The organism is Blautia sp. AF19-10LB, assembly GCF_003461245.1.
Lineage (GTDB): Bacteria > Bacillota > Clostridia > Lachnospirales > Lachnospiraceae > Blautia_A > Blautia_A intestinihominis.
Window position 1 is genome coordinate 39,309 of the sequence record NZ_QTWS01000006.1, and the last position, 17,369, is coordinate 56,677.

The window sequence follows — 17,369 nt, forward strand, 5'->3', positions numbered from 1 at the left end:
GGTTAAGCTGCCTCCTTTTTGTTCTTAGTGCCTTTGATCTTTTCCATTACGCGTGCTCTCCAGTTTCTTGCTGCCGGTGCCCAGTTAAAGAGCATCATAACGATCAGGACGATCGCATAGATGAGCATACGATAGTTTGCAAATCCACGGAGAAGTTCCGGAAGTGCATAGAGGATGATCGCTGCGATCATGGAACCTCTCAGGTTTCCGATTCCACCAAGTACGACATATACCAGGATCAGGATAGACATGTTGTAGTCAAATCCGGATACCTTTAACATGGAAAGGTTGTGTGCATAGAGAACACCTGCAACACCTGCGAGGGCTGCGGAGATCGTGAATGCAAGAAGTTTGAACTTGGTAACATCGATACCTACGGATTCTGCTGCGATACGGTTATCTCTGGTTGCCATGATAGCACGTCCGCTTCTGGAGTTTACAAGGTTCTGTACGATGAACAGTGTAAGAAGAACCAGAAAGATTCCGATCGGGAAAAAGTAATGTTTGACATCTTTGTAAAGAGCACCTGTTCCGGAGATACCAAGCGCACCTTTGAGGATCTGTTTGCCGCCTGCTTCCAGTTTGAGACTTGCGGCACTTGTTGCTACGTGAAGTCCTTTTTCGTCAAAACCGATATACAGGATGTTGATCAGGTTCTTGATGATCTCACCGAATGCCAGGGTTACGATCGCAAGGTAGTCACCACGAAGTCGAAGTACCGGGATACCGATAATCACACCAAACACGGCTGCTACTGCTGCGCCGATCAGGATCGCCAGGATAAATCTCGGAACCTGCGGGATATCGCTTGCGATATGTGAAAATAATGCACTGGAATACGCGCCGACACACATGAATCCTGCATGACCAAGGCTCAGCTCACCGGAAAAACCTACTACCAGGTTCAGGGAGATCGCTGCGATCACATAAACACACAGCGGAACCAGAAGACCTGTAAGAAGTCTGGACAGATGTCCTGTACCGGAAAGGATCTGTACGATCACAAAAAGTGCGATCACGATCCCATAGTTGATCATATTGTTTTTTACTGTTTTGTTCATTGTTTTCTTCATTCTGACCACCCCTTATACTTTCTCCTGGATGTTCTTGCCGAACAGTCCGGTAGGTTTTACAAGAAGCACTACGATCAGGACGCCGAAACAGATAGCATCTGCAACCTGCGAAGAAATATATGCTTTACCAAAGATCTCGATCACGCCAAGGAGGATTCCTCCGACCATGGCTCCCGGAATGGATCCGATACCACCGAATACGGCTGCAACGAAAGCTTTAATACCAGGCATTGCTCCTGTATATGGAGTCAGTGTCGGGTAAGTCTGGCAGAGAAGAAGTCCTGCGATCGCTGCAAGTCCGGAACCGATCGCAAATGTCATGGAGATTGTCGCATTGACATTGACACCCATGAGCTGTGCGGCGTCGCGGTCCTCAGATACTGCCTGCATCGCACGTCCCGGTTTTGTCTTCTGAACAAAAAGCATCAGACCGACCATGATCACGATACAGGTAAGGATCGTTACAATAGTTATTCCTTTGATCACAAGCTGTCCGTCAAATAAAGACACGGACGGCACATCGATAACAGTTACGAAACTCTTGGCATCTGCTCCGAAGATCAAAAGTGCCAGGTTCTGAAGCAGATAGCTGACACCGATCGCGGTGATCAGTACTGCAAGGTTGGAAGACGCCTTACGAAGCGGGCTGTATGCGACTTTCTCGATCACCATACCAAGAACGGTACAGAAGATTACAGAAAGTACGATAGCCAGCACCGGAGACATGCCTCCTTTGGTAACAGCGGTAAGAATCACAAATGCACCGACCATGATGACATCACCATGAGCGAAGTTCAGCATTTTTGCAATACCATACACCATTGTGTACCCCAGGGCAATGATCGCATAGATACTGCCCAGGCTGATTCCATCTTTTAAGTATGATAAAAAGCTCATAATGCACCTCTTTAAATTATTAACTGATTGGCTTATTAGTGCAAGAAAGGGGGGGACAGTCCTGTGATAACAGGCAACCGTCCCCCGTCCTCTGAATATAGTATCTTATTAGTCCATTTCTACGTAAGCGCCGTCCTGGATCTCGAAAGCTTTTGGCTCTTTGTCACATTCGCCATCTTCTGTCCATTTTGCTTTACCTGTAAGTCCGTCAAGTTCTACACTGAGCATTGCCTCAGACATAGCTGCACTGATGTCTGCATTTTCCATATCCGGTGTGATCTCTGCTGCATCTGCTGCTGCTTTCATAGCATAGAGTACATCGTATGTATCTGCTGCGAACTGGTTCGGAACTTCATCTTTGTTTGCAGCTTCATATGCTTTAACAAATGCCTGAGATTTTTCATCTTCTGCTGTTGCAGAGAATGGTGTCAGAAGCATAACGCCTTCTGCGAGGGATGTATCGAAGTTTTCTACTCCAAGGATACCGTCCATACCGTCTACACCGAATTTCTTAACGTCGTCCATACCAGCGTCATGTGCCTGCTGAAGGATCAGTGCGTTGTCTGCATAGTAGTTAGGAAGGAACAGAAGCTCTGCGCCGCTGTCTTTGATCTTCTTGAGCTGTACAGAGAAGTCTGTGTTGCTGTCTGCTGTGTATGCTTCGTCAGCTACAACTTCAAGACCGTTCTCGTCTGCTGCTGCAACGAATGCATCGTTGATACCGGAGTTGTAGTCTGCGGATGAATCATAGAGAATAGCTACCTTTGTAGCAAGTGCATGCTCTCCGATGTACTGTGCGGATTTGGTTCCCTGTGCCGGGTCTGTGAAACACATACGGAATTCATTGGATCCGGATGTGATGCTGTCTACTGCTGTTGCTGATGGTGTGAACAGGAATGTATCCTCTGCTGCCTCTGCACCTACAGCGATACAGGAACCGGATGTAACGGTACCACAAAGCATCTGCATTCCTTTGTCCAGAAGGTCGTTGTATGCGTTTACAGCCTTCTCCGGGTCAGCCTGGTCATCACCAGCGTCAAGGATCTCTACGTTGTATCCGTTGAATCCGCCGTTAGCATTGATCTCTTCTGCTGCAACCTGTGCTGCATGGTATACACCAAGACCATACTGTGCGTTGTCACCTGTCATCGGTCCGATAACACCGATCTTGAAAGTCTCGTCGTCTGCTGCAAATGCAGATACAGGCATCATTGTTGCTGTCATTGCTACTGCTGCTGTTAAACTAAGTGCTTTCTTCCATGTTTTCATAATAAAGCTCCTCCTTTAATCTTTAGCCCGCGCACTTTCATTCGCTAAAGCTTTAATGTTTTTGATTATAGCATTGGCTATAGCTGATTGCAAGGGAAAATTTTAGATTTATTTAAGAATTTGTTTATTTAACAAGGATATGTGTCCTTGTATCGCGGACATTCTATTCAAATCTGACTGTCATATTCTCCGGAATATGATAAAACTCCTTGAATTTTTCGTTCCAGATCTCATCTATCGGTTCCGTATATCCTGTATAATCACTGAATGGCATGACCGGAAGTGTCAGTTCCTCTGCATTCTGTTCGACTGCCTCTTCGATCAGCTCTGCTCTGTAATCACTGTACTTCCCTATTATCATAAAAATTCTCACATAAAATACGGCTGAAATACAAACTGTTACTGCAAGGATCAGTGCCGGATAAAAAACCTGTATTTCTCCTCTGTTTTTCAAAAAATATTGAAGAATTTTTGCTGTCGTCAGCACTTCAAATACATAAGAAATATAAAAGCATCTCGGACCGATCGGATCTGCCGCAATAAGCGGTGCTGCAAAAGCCAGAGATCCGAGATATGTAATACAGATCGAAATTCGTTCTTCTTTTTCTGTAAACATCCAGATACACAGAAGCACATTTATAAAAAACAGCATGGAAAGAAGTGCCATAATCCCTCTGTCCACCGCCTGGTTTCCATCAAATGTCCACTCTGGACAAATTCTGTGAAAAATACTGTACACACTGTACCCCCAGAAAACGACCAGCATCTCTGCTGCTGCAAAACTTTGTTTTCTTTTTTTCAGGATCAGAGCAGTCAGCAAAACTGCAAGTATCACTGTCAGTACCCAGTTATTCAGAACCAGGTTTGTCCATATCCTGACAACAAACCTCTGGAGCAGTACTCCTGCACTCATATCAATGCTTTTATAGGTTTTTCCATTATGCACTGCCGCACTGGAATATGCCGAATTAGAAAACATGACCACCGCCCCCAGAATTGCGGACCACAGATAATTCACTTCTATCAAATAAATCTTTCTGTATCTGACACCAGTGTAAATCATCATCCATACTGCATATGCAACAACAATGATCGTTATATTTTCGCTGAATAGCTGGACACATATTCCCAGTGGGATGACTGCCAAAGTTTGAAACCATGAGTATTTTTCCACTTTATTTCTGTAAAGCTCATCTGTCCATATAAAATAGACCAGAAACAATGGCACCGGAACTTCGTAATTAACAAAAGCAGCCGGCCATCCATAGCTCTGCCCATACAGGGAAGCCGGGACAGCGAGTAACAATAAGATGAGGCTCAGAAGAAGAATCGGGTCTGACTTATCTTTTTCTGAAAAAGTTTTTCTTCGCACACTCATTTCCATCAGCCATACGATCAGCACCATACATACGGATATTACAAGTGTTTTTGCCACTTCTGACCTTGTGATCAGCAATGCCAGAATATTTCCCAGATATCTTCCATTATATCCTGAAAAGCCTCTCTTCATCAGTTCCACTCTCTGAGGAAGTCCCCACTTCCACTCATCAAGGCAGTATGGGACTTTATATCCCAAATATACAAACAACATAAAAAATGCAGCATAAATAAAATATCTTACCCTGTTATCTTTGATCTTCATCTTCTCTCTCCCTGAAACTGCCGCAAAAAAAGACCGCAGTTATAAACTCTGCGGTCTTTTCAGGCATATTAACTTATGCTACTGCTTTCTTAGCGATTTCAGCAAGTGCTGCGAATCCCTCTGCATCGTTTACAGCGAGCTCTGCAAGCATTTTTCTATTGATGTCAACGTTTGCTACTTTGAGTCCGTGCATCATTTTGCTGTAGGAAAGTCCGTTCATTCTGGCTGCTGCGTTGATACGAGCGATCCAGAGCTGTCTGAACTGACGTTTTTTCTGTTTACGTCCTGCATAAGAGCTTGCAAGTGCTCTCATAACAGACTGTTTTGCTACTCTATACTGTTTGGAACGAGCTCCTCTGTAGCCCTTTGCCAGTTTTAATGTACGGTTATGTCTTTTTTTTGCGTTTAATCCGCCTTTAATTCTTGCCATTTCTTATATTTCCTCCTGTTTGTCTTCTGATATCGTCCGCTGCCTGTTAATTATAAATATGGCAGAGCTTTCTTAATATTCTTCAGGTTTGTAGAATCAACAACAGTAGCTTTTCTCAGGTTTCTCTTTCTCTTCTGAGATTTCTTTGTTAAGATATGGCTCTTATAAGCTTTATTTCTCATGATCTTTCCAGTTCCGGTCTTTTTGAAACGTTTTGCTGCTGCTCTACAAGTTTTAATCTTAGGCATTGTTATTTCCTCCTTGATTCGTGGTTCTGTTTTTTATTTCACATTACCAGGTTCATGCACCAATGGCACAGTGTTCTGATAACTGCTTAACGCTTTTCGCTGAGAAACATGGTCATGCTTCTTCCTTCGATCTTAGGCGCTTTCTCTACGGTTGCAACGTCTGCGAGAAGTTCTGCAAAATCGTCGAGCACGTGTCTGCTGCTTGCCATGTGCGCCATCTCTCTTCCTCTGAAACGAAGTGTAACCTTTACGCGGTCACCTTTGGAGAGGAACTTTCTTGCTGCATTGACCTTGGTCTTTAAGTCATTTGTATCAATGTTTGGTGAAAGACGTACTTCCTTGATGTCGATCGTCTTCTGTTTCTTCTTAGCTTCTTTTTCCTTACGGGAGAGCTCATAACGGTATTTACCGTAATCGATGATCTTGCACACCGGTGGTTTCGCCTGTGGTGCGATCTTTACAAGGTCAAGTCCTGCTTCCTGTGCCTTCGCCATTGCTTCTCTGGCTGACACGATTCCGAGCTGTGCTCCGTCCGGTCCGATCAGACGCACCTCTCTGTCTCTGATCTGTTCGTTAATCATTAAATTGCTAATTGTAGTACACCTCCATACCTGTGAATAAATGATATGCCTGACTCTCAGTCACCCTTCAAAAAATAAAGAGCATGGACAGAATCCACACTCTATTATACCCAGTGATGCATGAGCAAAATGCCATGCAATATCCAGAATCCAGGAAGATTCTGCTATCTATCTCTGCATATAAACCTGAGACACAATCTCTGTGCTGAGGTGAGAGTGAAACTCTGCTTTGTTTTCTTTACGTACTTTAACAATATACTATTCCTTCCTGAGAAAGTCAAGAAGTTTTTTTGTATATTTTAATTTTTTTTGCGAATACTAGAATACGGACATACGTCCCGCAAAAAAATCAATCATGGAGGAACGAACTATGACAATTCTCAAATGTTCTGCAACCAAATGTATGTACAACGAAAACGAACTCTGTTCCAGAGGTGATATCGAGATTACCGGTGCAGGTGCACGCAATGCAGATGAAACAAACTGCGGAAGTTTCCGTGAACGCAGTGCTTCCGGTGCTGCCATGAACAGCGAAGCTCACCACTGCGGCTGCGAAAAGATCAACATCGACTGCAAAGCCCAGGAATGTACCTACAACGAACACTGCAAATGTACCGCCTCCGCTATTGATGTCTCCGGATGCAGCACAGAAGGATGCAACGAGACAAAATGCAGTACCTTCTCCTGCAAATGCTGATTTCTCTTAACTGCCCTCATTCCTAAAAACAAAACAAGACGCTGTGGAAACACAGCGTCTTTTGTATGTTCTGATTCTTATCTGTTTCTGAGGAAATCCGGGATCTGGATGTCCTTCTTCTGAACAGTGCTTGTCGGCACCTTGGTATTGAATGACGGAGCTGACTGCATGTTCGGCAGGTTGAAGCTTGGCATGCTCATTGTCGGCTGTGACTGGGCAGTTGTTGTTGATGCTGCTGCAGGTTTGCGGACACTGAACGGTGATGCACTGCTCCTGTTTCCAAACGGTGTGGATTTTGCTTCCAGATCGGAAAGTCCTGTTGCGATCACTGTGATTCTTGCGTAATCTGCAACGGAGTCATCGTACATAGCACCAAAGATGATATTGGAATCCTCTCCTGTGAGCTCCTGTACGTAGCTTGCTGCGTCGTTTGCATCCATGAGAGAGATATCTCCGGAAATATTGATGATCACATGAGTTGCACCCTTGATGGTTGTCTCCAGAAGCGGGGAGGATACCGCCTGCTGTACTGCCTCCATCGCTTTGTCGTCTCCTCTTGCTTCTCCGATTCCGATATGAGCGATTCCCTTGTCTCTCATAACAGTCTGAACATCTGCGAAGTCCAGGTTGATAAGAGCCGGGAGGTTGATCAGGTCTGTGATGCCCTGTACTGCCTGCTGGAGAACTTCATCTGCTTTGCGGAGAGCTTCCGGCATGGTTGTACGGCGATCTACGATCTCTAACAGCTTGTCATTCGGAATGACAATCAGTGTGTCAACAGCTTTCTTCAGATTTTCGATTCCGGACAGAGCATTGTTCATACGTGTTTTTGCTTCGAAACGGAAAGGCTTCGTAACAACGCCGACGGTCAGGATTCCCATTTCCTTGGCTGCTGCTGCGATGACCGGTGCTGCACCTGTACCAGTGCCGCCGCCCATACCACAGGTAACAAATACCATGTCTGCGCCTTCCATTAACTGTTTAACTTCTTCTATGCTCTCCTCAGCAGCCTTCTGGCCAACTTCCGGCTGTGCGCCGGCGCCAAGGCCCTTCGTAATCTTTTCACCAATCTGAAGTACTGTTGGAGCTTTGCAAAGTGTCAGGGCCTGTTTATCAGTATTTACACCAACAAACTCTACTCCTCCGATAGCCTCTTCCACCATTCTGTTTACTGCATTATTTCCAGCTCCGCCTACGCCGATTACAATAATCTTGGCTGAAGACTCGGCCTCATTTGACATAATCTCTAACAATGTACTTCCTCCTTTTATCTTCCTGATATTGTCATATCAAGCTACATATAGATATATCATATATTTTTTTCTTGAATTAATCAACTACTATTTTTGTTTTTTTATACTTTTTTCACGATTCTTCGCCATCAAAGAGTTATCCTTCTTCATCGTAATAGCCCTCTTCTTCGTCCGAATAATCGCTCTCAGAGTCGTATTCCTGGTCACTTTCGGTGCTTTCATCGTAAGAATCTTCCTCCCCGGAAGTGTCTGATGTGTTTTCTGTATCATCAGATGTATTCGGATTTGCTCCTACATAATTTCCATCGGCATCGTATTCACCGACTCCGTCAAATCCTCCTGATTCGTTATAACCGCCGATCCAGTCTCCAAAACTGTCCAGAAGTTCCTGTGTCGGTGCAGGGCCGACATAATTCAGATCAGCATCATACTCACCACTGCCGGTATAGTCGCCTTCTTCATCGTAGCCGCCTACCCATCTCTCAGTTGCAGTGTCCAGTGCTGTTGCCGGTTTTGGTCCTACATAATCGCCATTTTCATCATATTCGCCATCGCCGGTATAGTCACCATTCTCGTCGTAGCCGCCATTCCAGTTCTCGGCTGTGATCTCCACTTCCTCTGCCTCAAATGTCACAGTCTTTGAATTACGGGAAATATTTTCCATGTGCAGAATCCCCTTCTGTCCCTCAAGCTGTGGAAGAATGGCGATTGCCCTGGTCATTTTGTCCTCCAGATATTCATCCTTTCCAAGCTGTACAGTGATATCGCCATACAGAAGGCTGATTTCATAGCTGTCATCAAACATAATATGATCCGGAACCATATCATTCTTGGCAAAGATCGTAGAAAGGGCAACTGCTGTATTCAGAACCGTCTCCTTGATGGGAAGTTTCTCCTCCATCACGACCTTCTTCGGCTGGATGCCGTCAAAAAAGGCAACTTTCGTATCTCTTGTCTTGCTGCCCTCCACAAAATATCCATTACTGTCAAAGTAAACATAGCTGTCCAGATAAGGAATGCATCCTACAACGCTTTTTTCTTTGACGCTGATGATCAGTTTGTTCCTGCCGGAACGTCTGACATTAAAACTCTCAATATACGGAAGTTCTTCTGCCGCATTCTTGGAATAAAACAGCGGTGCAAGAATGGCATTGGATGTCATTGAGCCTTTAAGGATTTTTTCTTTCAGTTCATCCTCTGTATAATGGTCATTTCCTATAACTTCTACTGTTTTTACTTGAAAAAAAGTAAAGAAAAAAACAGCGGCAGCCAAAACCACAACAGCCACACTGCCTATAACCAGTTTTCGTGTACTAATATTGCTGGATGTCTTCATATATCGTAGTTCCTGTATCCTTCTTGATTTTGCCGCCAAGCCTTGAAATATCCTGGCTTATATCCTCGTAACCCCGGTGGATAAATGAATATCCTTCTACAATGGACTCACCCTTTGCCGCAAGTGCCGCAATTACAAGTGCCGCTCCCCCTCGGAGTTCCTGTGCACGTACCTTGGTGCCTTTAAGGCAAAAACTTCCGCGGATCCATGCTTTCTTCCCCTGTATCTTTATCTCTGCACCCATCCGGTTAAGTTCTTCTGCTATTTTGAAACGGTCTTCAAAAACAGATTCCTGTATGCAGCTCTCTCCCGGAATCGTCGCAAACACTGCCATCAGAGGCGACTGCAGATCTGTAGGAAATCCCGGATATACAGCGGTCTCTGTCAGAGGGACAGGAAAACGCACCCGGCGGCTGTCCGCTACTAGTTTACCACTGTTCCATTCATATTGTCCACCCATTTTGCGATATACTTCGAGGAAAGCTGTAAGCTCTCCCTCCGGAGGATTCTCAATCTCAATCTTTCCTCTGGTGGCTGCGGAAGCACACAGATAGGTTCCTGCCACGATCCGGTCAGGTGGAACCTGCATATCTCCGCCCTTCACCGGTGCGCCGCCTTCAACCAGGATTTTTTCTGTTCCTTCTCCCTGGATCTTTATTCCCATTCTTTTCAGGAATCTGCAGAGCCAGATAATTTCGGGCTCTTTTGCACAGTTATGGATTCTTGTTTTTCCCTCTGCCGAAGCAGCGGTCAGAACCGCCTGTTCTGTCGCGCCCACACTACTCCCTGCAAAAAAGATCTCGCAGCCTTTCAGCTTCCGGCATTCTGCTTCCAGAAACTCTTTCTTTTCTTCTATACATACACCGAATTCCCGCAACGCATACAGATGAAGATCCACCGGTCTTTTTCCAATCACACAGCCGCCGGGATACCCCATGGATGCCTTCCCATATCTTCCAAGCAATACACCCAGAAGTATGACTGAAGACCTCATTTTTTCTGTGTAAATCCCTGATATCTCCATTTTATCCGCTTTTGTGCAGTCCAGGTAAAGGTCATGTTCCTGCCACCAGGTATCTGCACCAAGTGCACAGAGGATTTCTTCCATGCAGAATACATCTGCGATTTTCGGACAGTTTCTGAGTATACTGACCCCCGGATAAAGAAGTGCCGCCGCCATCATTGGAAGGGCAGCGTTTTTGGAACCCTGGATACGGATGGTTCCATGGAGGGGTGTTCCCCCTGCTATGTGAATTTTATCCAATCGGTTCACTCCCAAAGGGCATCTTACTTTTATTATATGTCAAAAACTTTTTTCTGTGATTCTCTGTTCTGTCCACAAAATCCACACAATACAAAAGCCAGATCTGAACTTTTTGTTCAAATCTGACTTTCCTGTTTCTTCTATATTATATAGTGTTGTGAAAAATCCCAAAAATCAAAGAGCCTTTACGTATTCTTTGAACATATCTCCTCGCTGCTCATAATTGTCAAACTGTCCCCAGCTTGCACATGCAGGTGAAAGAAGGACTGCATCTCCTGCTTCCGCTTTCTGTGCACAGAACTCTACTGCTTCCTTGAGGTCCTCGCAGAGAACAATGTTCGGGCATACGCCAAGACGCTCTGCCGCTTCTTTGATCTTCTCTCTTGTCTGTCCGATCAGTACAAGATAACGCACTTTGCCGTCAAAAGCATTCAGCCATTCATCGTAGCTGGAGCCTTTGTCATAACCGCCGCCGATCAGAAGGGTCGGACGGTTCATCGCCTGGATGCCCTTGATCGCAGCATCCGGGTTGGTTCCCTTGGAATCGTTGTAATAAGCGACACCATTTTTCTCTGTGACATATTCAATTCTGTGTTCTACTGCTGTAAACTCACAGATGCTCTTACGGATACTCTCTACAGACACGCCTGCATAGTATGCCATTGCAACTGCTGCCATCACATTCTCAAAGTTATGCTGTCCCAGAAGTTTCAGTTCTCCTGTATGTACGAACGGAATCTCCGCTTCTGCGGTCTTGAGTACGATCAGATCTCCGTCCAGATAAATTCCCTCGTCAAGTTTCCTTACGCTTGAGAAATAAACAGTCTTCGGAACGATATGCTGGCCAAATTCGCGAAGTACCGGATCCTCATAATTCAGGACACAGTAGTTCTCTGGTTTCTGGTTTTTGACGATAAGTTCCTTGACGCGGATATATTCCTCCATTGTATGGTGACGGTTCAGATGGTCCTCTGTGATGTTGAGGATCGCACTGACCTGTGGTGCAAATTCTTCGATCGTCTCCAGCTGGAAACTGCTGATCTCCGCTACTGTTGTGGAATTCTCTTTCATTTCCAGTGCTTTGGAAGTGTATGGAGTTCCAATGTTTCCCACTACAAAGACAGAGTCCTCTGCATCACTCATGATCTTGCCAAGAAGGGCTGTTGTGGTTGTTTTGCCATTTGTTCCGGTGATTGCGAGTACCCTTCCCTTGCTGGTACGGTAAGCCAGTTCTACTTCTCCCCATACCGGAAGTCCCATCTCATAAAATTTCTTCACGATCGGAATATCTGTCGGTACTCCCGGGCTCAGTATAACCAGATCAAGACTTTCCAGAACTTCCTTAGGAAGCTCACCGGCATAAACAGAGGCATCCTCTGCGTGAGATACTTTCGTCAGAACCGCATCCTTGTCTGTTTTTTCGTTTCCGTCAAAAAGGATCACATGAGCTCCTGTCTCTTCCAGAAGATCTGCAGCTCCGATGCCGCTTTTGCCTGTTCCAAAGACAAGTACTCTTTTTCCCTGTAAATTCATTTTTGTTTCCTCCTGCAAACTGTCGTTATGCGGATCACAGAGCGAGAAGTGCAATCAGACACATAACTGCTGTTATGATAGAAAATACGGCTACAACTCTTGTTTCTGACCATCCACATAATTCAAAATGATGGTGGATCGGTGCCATCTTAAAAATACGTTTTCCATGTGTTTTCTTGAAGTAAGTTACCTGGATGATAACGGACAGTACCTCTACCAGATAGATCAGTCCTACCAGAAGGATAAACAATGGCATCTGCATCATGTATGCAGCTCCTGCAACAAATCCTCCGAGTGCCAGAGATCCTGTATCTCCCATGAACACCTTCGCCGGATATACATTGAACAGTAAAAATCCCATCAGTCCACCCACAACTGCACAGGTGATCGGCTCAATTCCACTCTTTGTTCCGATAGAAACAACAGTAAAGAATACTGCAACGATCAGTGTCACGCTGGATGCCAGTCCGTCCAGACCGTCGGTAAAGTTTACACCGTTTACCGTTCCGATCACGGCAAAGAAAAGTACCGGGATCGCCAGCCATCCGATATTCAGATAATGATCGGTCCAGAACGGAATACGCATTGACAGGTTTACGTCTGTATAGTTTACAAGGTAATAAGTAAACACTGCGGTTACGACCACCTGCAGAGAAAATTTCTGCCATGGAAGAAGACCGTCAGAACGTCTCAGAACTACCTTGAGGTAGTCATCCAGAAATCCGATGATACCAAATCCCAGTGTCAGAAACACTACCGGGATCACCTTCGGGTAATCTTTTACGTAGAACAGGGATGTTACAACAGTAGCTATCAGAAAAATGATACCTCCCATGGTAGGGGTACCCGCTTTCTTCAGGTGCGACTGCACACCTTCCACACGTTCTGTCTGTCCCATCTTGAGTTTTCTCAGAAACGGGATGATGATCGGTCCCAAGATCACACTGATCACAAAGGAGATCAGTACAGGGATTACAACTTGATAATTCATCCTCACACCTCTTATCATTCTTTTGTTTTTTGTCATGTTTGATTATAAGGCTTTTTGGCGTATTTCGCAACCCTATGTTACGCTTCACTCTTCCTGATTCCTTCCATTTATCCCCATATATGGAAGAACGTTTTCAAAGATCGTCCGCACGACCGGCGCTGCGATCGTTCCGCCATAGTAAATGCCTTTGGGGTCGTGGATAATACACAGTGCCAGTACCTGGGGATTCTCAGCAGGTGCAAATCCAAGAAAAGAGGAGATATAACGGTTTGCACTTCTCGGAAGTGTCTGTGAAGTCGCTGTCTTTCCCCCGATCGTATAACCTTCGATCGCAGCATTTTTGCCAGATCCCTGCGAGACAACTTTTTCCAGAATATAACGGATTTTCTCGGAAGTTTCTTCCGAAAGGACCCCTGTCTTTACCGGATATTCCAGTTCCTGAATGACTTCTCCGTTTTCATCTTCCACCGCTACTCCAAAATGCGGCGTAATTCTTCTCCCACCGTTTATCAGGGAACTTACTGTCGTTGCAAGCTGGATCGGTGTGATCTGAAAAGACTGCCCGAACGAAACAGTTGCCAGTTCTACATTTCCCATATTTTTTGCCTGATGCATGATCGTACCTGCCTCTCCCGGAAGGTCAATACCCGTTTTTTCCAGAAGTCCAAATTTTCGGAAATATTTATAATATTTTTCCACGCCGAGCCGCAACCCTACTTCAATAAATACCGGATTACAGGAATTCTGCGCTCCTTCAACAAAATTCTGGGAGCCATGTCCTCTTCTGTTTGCACAGTGAATTCTCCTGTCATCTACCAGTTTGTAGCCCGGACAGTAAAAACGGTCTTCCATGCTCACAACTCCCTCTTCAAGTCCCGCCGCCATCGTTATGATCTTGAAAGTTGACCCCGGTTCATAAGTATCATTCAGACAGGGATTTCTCCACATCTGATTCAGAAGTTCCTGCTTCTTCTCGGAACTTAACCCTGAGGTATCCACTTCTGTATTCAGGGTAAACGGCTGGTTTAGGTCGAATTCCGGTACATTCACACAGGCATAGATTTCTCCATTCTGGGGATTCATAAGAAGAATGGACACTCTCTCCGCTTCTTTCTCTTCCATAACTTTCTTTGCCGCCTGCTGGACATATTCCTGAATGCTGATATCCAGGCTGGTACGAAGTGTGTTGCCTGCTTCTGGTTCTTCCCGGCTTTCTCCGATTCCATCCAGTTCGATTCCTCTGGCATCCGTCGTTGTGAGAATTTTTCCTGCTTCACCGCTCAAAATCTCTTCATATTGAACCTCAAGTCCGATGATCCCCTGGTTGTCTGCCCCTGTGAATCCCAGAACTTTGGAAGCAAGTGAGTGATATGGATAATATCTTTTGTAGTCTTCATCCACTTTCACACCGGAAAGTCCTGTCTTTCGAATCTCATCTCCCACAGCTTTGTCGACATTTGTCTTTATTCTTTCTATAGAAGATACTTTTTCTACTTTTTTTCGGATGCTTTCTTCTGACAGTTCCAGTTTCTGCGACAACAAAGAAATGATTTTCTCCGGTTCTTTTATCTGGCTATGGATAACAGATACCGTACAGACCGTTTTATTCGAGGCAAGAACTTTTCCTCTGGCGTCCAGGATTTTTCCCCTTGCCGCCTTGATGGAACGTTCTCTCTCATGGAGATCCTGTGCTTTCTGGTAATAATAATCCGACCGAAACCCCATCAGATACACAAGCCGTCCTGCCAGCCCAAGCATCATTGCTGCACATAAAAGAAAAACGGTCCAGACTTTGCGTTTATGAAAAGTCCTGTTTTTTTTCATAAAAAAATCCCTCCGGAGGCTGTCATATCATTATATGTCCAGCCCCCGAAGGGAATCACTGCGCTTTAATCCAGTCCTGCTTCTTCGTTGGTAAGTCCTTCGCTCTCCATGTCGTTGTCCTGCATGGTATCTTCCTCATTGTCTTCCGGCGGTCCCGGAACATTCTCATCGGAAATTGCTTCCTTGAGAGTATTATCCGTCTGTTCAGAACTGCTCGCAATAGTAGTAGTTCCCAGATTCTGTGACTTCACATACTGTCCGTTCTCATCTGTAACATATTCTCCGTTGTCCTGAAGGAGATAACCACTCTCATCGATCCTGTTGCCATCCAGATCTACAAGGTTTCCATTTCCATCTGTGAGATTTCCACTTGCATCCACGCTGCTTCCGGATACGTCCACAAGATTTCCTTTGAATCCCTCCCAGAGTTCTGTCTTCGGAATAGTACCGTCCTCGGATTCATCCGGTGTAACATTCAGATACGGAAGAAGTTCTGACAGAATTCCCTGTGCAATGTACTGAGGATATTTACTGTCTGCCTGTTCCTCTGCATTCGGCTCATCGACAACTACATACAGAAGCACCTGCGGATCATCAACCGGTGCAAAAGTAATAAAAGAAACGATATACTTCTTGTTTCCTCGTGGAAGTTTCTCCGCTGTACCGGTCTTACCGCCTGAGCTGTATCCCTGCACCTTCGATGTACGGCTGGTACCTTCCTGTACACTGGCCTGCATGTAGGATCTGATATTTGCCGAAATATCAGAAGAGATTGTCTGCTTGAGAAGCACAGGGTCAATTGTTCTGACCGTTCCACCGCTGCTGTCCTTGATTGCAGTCACAAGATGCGGCTGATAATAATATCCACCATTGATAACAGAACACATCGCACTGATCTCCTGAAGCATCGTACAGGTAAATCCCTGTCCGAATGCAGAGCAGGCAAGCTCTGTCTCTCCCATGGTATCAGTTGTATGGATAACACCGGAACCCTCATTCGGAAGATCAATTCCTGTTCGTGAACCGAAATTAAACAGTGTCTGAGCCTTAAGGAAAGATTCTGTTCCCATTCGCGCTGCAATCTGCATCATGGCATCATTACAGGAGTTCGCTATAACTTCACGGAGCGTTTCTGTTCCATGTGCATCCGGCCACACCGCACATTTAATGTAGGTATCACCATTTGCGCCAAATGTCTCTCCACCGTCGCAGTTGAACGTATCGTTTACTGTGATCTTGCCTTTCTCAAGGGCTCCCGACATTACAATCGGCTTTACAACTGATCCCGGTTCAAATGCATCTGTTACACAGAAATTGCTCCACATGGCATTGAGAGCTTCTACTGTCTTCTTATCGCTCTTTTTTAGCTCGGCAATTTCTTCTTCAGAATATACCTGAGACATATCCCTCGGATTGTTCAGATCATATCTGTCACCGCCATCCATGGCAATGATCTCTCCCGTTGATGGTTTCATCGCAATTACACCGATGTTCTTGGCTCCCATGCTTGACTTGAAACCATTGACATATTTCTCTACGATCTGCTGTGCGCCTACATCCAGAGAAGTTTCGATACTTTCACCGGAAACAGGCTCCATGATCGTCTGTTCAGCATCTGAATCATTGTTGATATATCCGTATTTACGCCCATCTGTTCCCATCAGGGTACTGTTATAATATCCCTCCAGACCGACATCGGCTGTTTCTCTTGAAAGCGTAAATCCAATCGTATCACAGGCAAGGGCATTAAAAGGATAAACTCTCAGATAATCCTCCTCAAACCAGATTCCCTGTACATTGGAACGCTCTTCCAGTTCTTTTTCTGAAAGGCCGCTGTCCTCATCTGGATCTGCATATTCCTCGAACGCCTTCTTTTCGTCCATGGTTACTTCTTTTTTGAGGACCTGGTACTGACTGGAGCTTGTAGCAGGATCCGTAAGTCTCTTGCGGATATCATCCTCGTCAAGTCCCAGAACTTCTACCAGTGCATTCACGGTTGCATCTACGTAATCATGATCCTCATCATTGACTTCTTTGCAGTCCATGATCACTGTATAAACCTTCTGGCTTGTGGCAAGGATATTTCCGTTTCGATCGTAAATATCGCCTCTCTTTGCCGGAAGCACACTGCTCTGATATGTCTGCTGTGCCTGCAGAAGCACCCGCTTTTTGTACTTGGTTCCGCTGGTGGCATTAATATAGGTAACTCTGCCTAACAAACAAACTAAAGCTAGTATTACTACTGCAAATAGTCCTACTAGCTTCAATTCCATCGTATGATAAATTTTTCTTTGAGGTTTTCTGGTTTTCCTCGGTCTGGTATTGCTCAAA

The 17,369-nt window shown here is 45.2% G+C and carries 15 protein-coding genes; 1 reads left to right on the forward strand and 14 read right to left on the reverse strand.

From position 1 onward, the window contains the following. Positions 1–2: 2 nt before the first annotated feature. The 7 genes from DWX28_RS05335 to infC form a co-directional block, all read right to left on the reverse strand. Complete coding sequence (locus DWX28_RS05335; protein WP_118252082.1) at positions 3–1,073, reverse strand: branched-chain amino acid ABC transporter permease; 1,071 nt, start codon at positions 1,071–1,073, stop codon at positions 3–5. Positions 1,074–1,085: 12 nt separating this feature from the next. Then, positions 1,086–1,970: a branched-chain amino acid ABC transporter permease gene (locus DWX28_RS05340; protein ID WP_022213246.1), complete on the reverse strand. Its 885-nt coding sequence runs from the start codon at positions 1,968–1,970 to the stop codon at positions 1,086–1,088. A 108-nt stretch (positions 1,971–2,078) separates the two neighbouring features. After that, positions 2,079–3,239 (reverse strand): ABC transporter substrate-binding protein, encoded by a 1,161-nt coding sequence (locus DWX28_RS05345; RefSeq protein ID WP_022213245.1) that lies wholly within the window; start codon positions 3,237–3,239, stop codon positions 2,079–2,081. 163 nt (positions 3,240–3,402) lie between these two features. Further along, entirely contained in the window at positions 3,403–4,881 is a 1,479-nt protein-coding gene (locus tag DWX28_RS05350; protein ID WP_022213244.1) for a DUF6056 family protein, read from the reverse strand. A gap of 73 nt (positions 4,882–4,954) precedes the next feature. After that, positions 4,955–5,311, reverse strand: coding sequence for a 50S ribosomal protein L20 (gene rplT, locus DWX28_RS05355; protein WP_015541986.1), 357 nt, complete (start codon positions 5,309–5,311; stop codon positions 4,955–4,957). 50 nt (positions 5,312–5,361) lie between these two features. After that, positions 5,362–5,559: a 50S ribosomal protein L35 gene (gene rpmI / locus DWX28_RS05360; protein ID WP_015541985.1), complete on the reverse strand. Its 198-nt coding sequence runs from the start codon at positions 5,557–5,559 to the stop codon at positions 5,362–5,364. Positions 5,560–5,645: 86 nt separating this feature from the next. Continuing rightward, on the reverse strand, positions 5,646–6,140 hold the full coding sequence (gene infC, locus DWX28_RS05365) for a translation initiation factor IF-3 (RefSeq protein WP_022215329.1): 495 nt from the start codon (positions 6,138–6,140) through the stop codon (positions 5,646–5,648). Positions 6,141–6,510: 370 nt separating this feature from the next. Between infC and DWX28_RS05370 the strand changes: the two genes are divergently transcribed. Next, positions 6,511–6,837 (forward strand): DUF1540 domain-containing protein, encoded by a 327-nt coding sequence (locus DWX28_RS05370; RefSeq protein ID WP_118252083.1) that lies wholly within the window; start codon positions 6,511–6,513, stop codon positions 6,835–6,837. Between the two features lie 77 nt (positions 6,838–6,914). On the opposite strand, the gene ftsZ is transcribed toward DWX28_RS05370, so the two are convergent. The 7 genes from ftsZ to DWX28_RS05405 all read right to left on the reverse strand — a co-directional run bounded on the left by ftsZ (position 6,915) and on the right by DWX28_RS05405 (position 17,368). Continuing rightward, on the reverse strand, positions 6,915–8,078 hold the full coding sequence (gene ftsZ / locus DWX28_RS05375) for a cell division protein FtsZ (protein ID WP_118252128.1): 1,164 nt from the start codon (positions 8,076–8,078) through the stop codon (positions 6,915–6,917). Between the two features lie 148 nt (positions 8,079–8,226). Beyond that, positions 8,227–9,426 carry a cell division protein FtsQ/DivIB gene (locus tag DWX28_RS05380; RefSeq protein WP_022215332.1) on the reverse strand — a complete coding sequence of 400 codons (1,200 nt, stop codon included), beginning with the start codon at positions 9,424–9,426 and terminating at the stop codon, positions 8,227–8,229. Beyond that, on the reverse strand, positions 9,404–10,699 hold the full coding sequence (gene murA / locus DWX28_RS05385) for a UDP-N-acetylglucosamine 1-carboxyvinyltransferase (protein ID WP_334294784.1): 1,296 nt from the start codon (positions 10,697–10,699) through the stop codon (positions 9,404–9,406). The genes DWX28_RS05380 and murA overlap by 23 nt, the downstream gene beginning before the upstream one ends. A 165-nt stretch (positions 10,700–10,864) precedes the next feature. Beyond that, entirely contained in the window at positions 10,865–12,223 is a 1,359-nt protein-coding gene (gene murD, locus DWX28_RS05390) for a UDP-N-acetylmuramoyl-L-alanine--D-glutamate ligase (protein ID WP_022215334.1), read from the reverse strand. Between the two features lie 34 nt (positions 12,224–12,257). Further along, positions 12,258–13,214 (reverse strand): phospho-N-acetylmuramoyl-pentapeptide-transferase, encoded by a 957-nt coding sequence (mraY, locus tag DWX28_RS05395; RefSeq protein WP_022215335.1) that lies wholly within the window; start codon positions 13,212–13,214, stop codon positions 12,258–12,260. Between the two features lie 84 nt (positions 13,215–13,298). Then, positions 13,299–15,038 (reverse strand): peptidoglycan D,D-transpeptidase FtsI family protein, encoded by a 1,740-nt coding sequence (locus tag DWX28_RS05400; RefSeq protein ID WP_022215336.1) that lies wholly within the window; start codon positions 15,036–15,038, stop codon positions 13,299–13,301. 65 nt (positions 15,039–15,103) lie between these two features. Continuing rightward, positions 15,104–17,368 carry a peptidoglycan D,D-transpeptidase FtsI family protein gene (locus DWX28_RS05405; RefSeq protein ID WP_243002347.1) on the reverse strand — a complete coding sequence of 755 codons (2,265 nt, stop codon included), beginning with the start codon at positions 17,366–17,368 and terminating at the stop codon, positions 15,104–15,106. Position 17,369 lies beyond the last annotated feature (1 nt).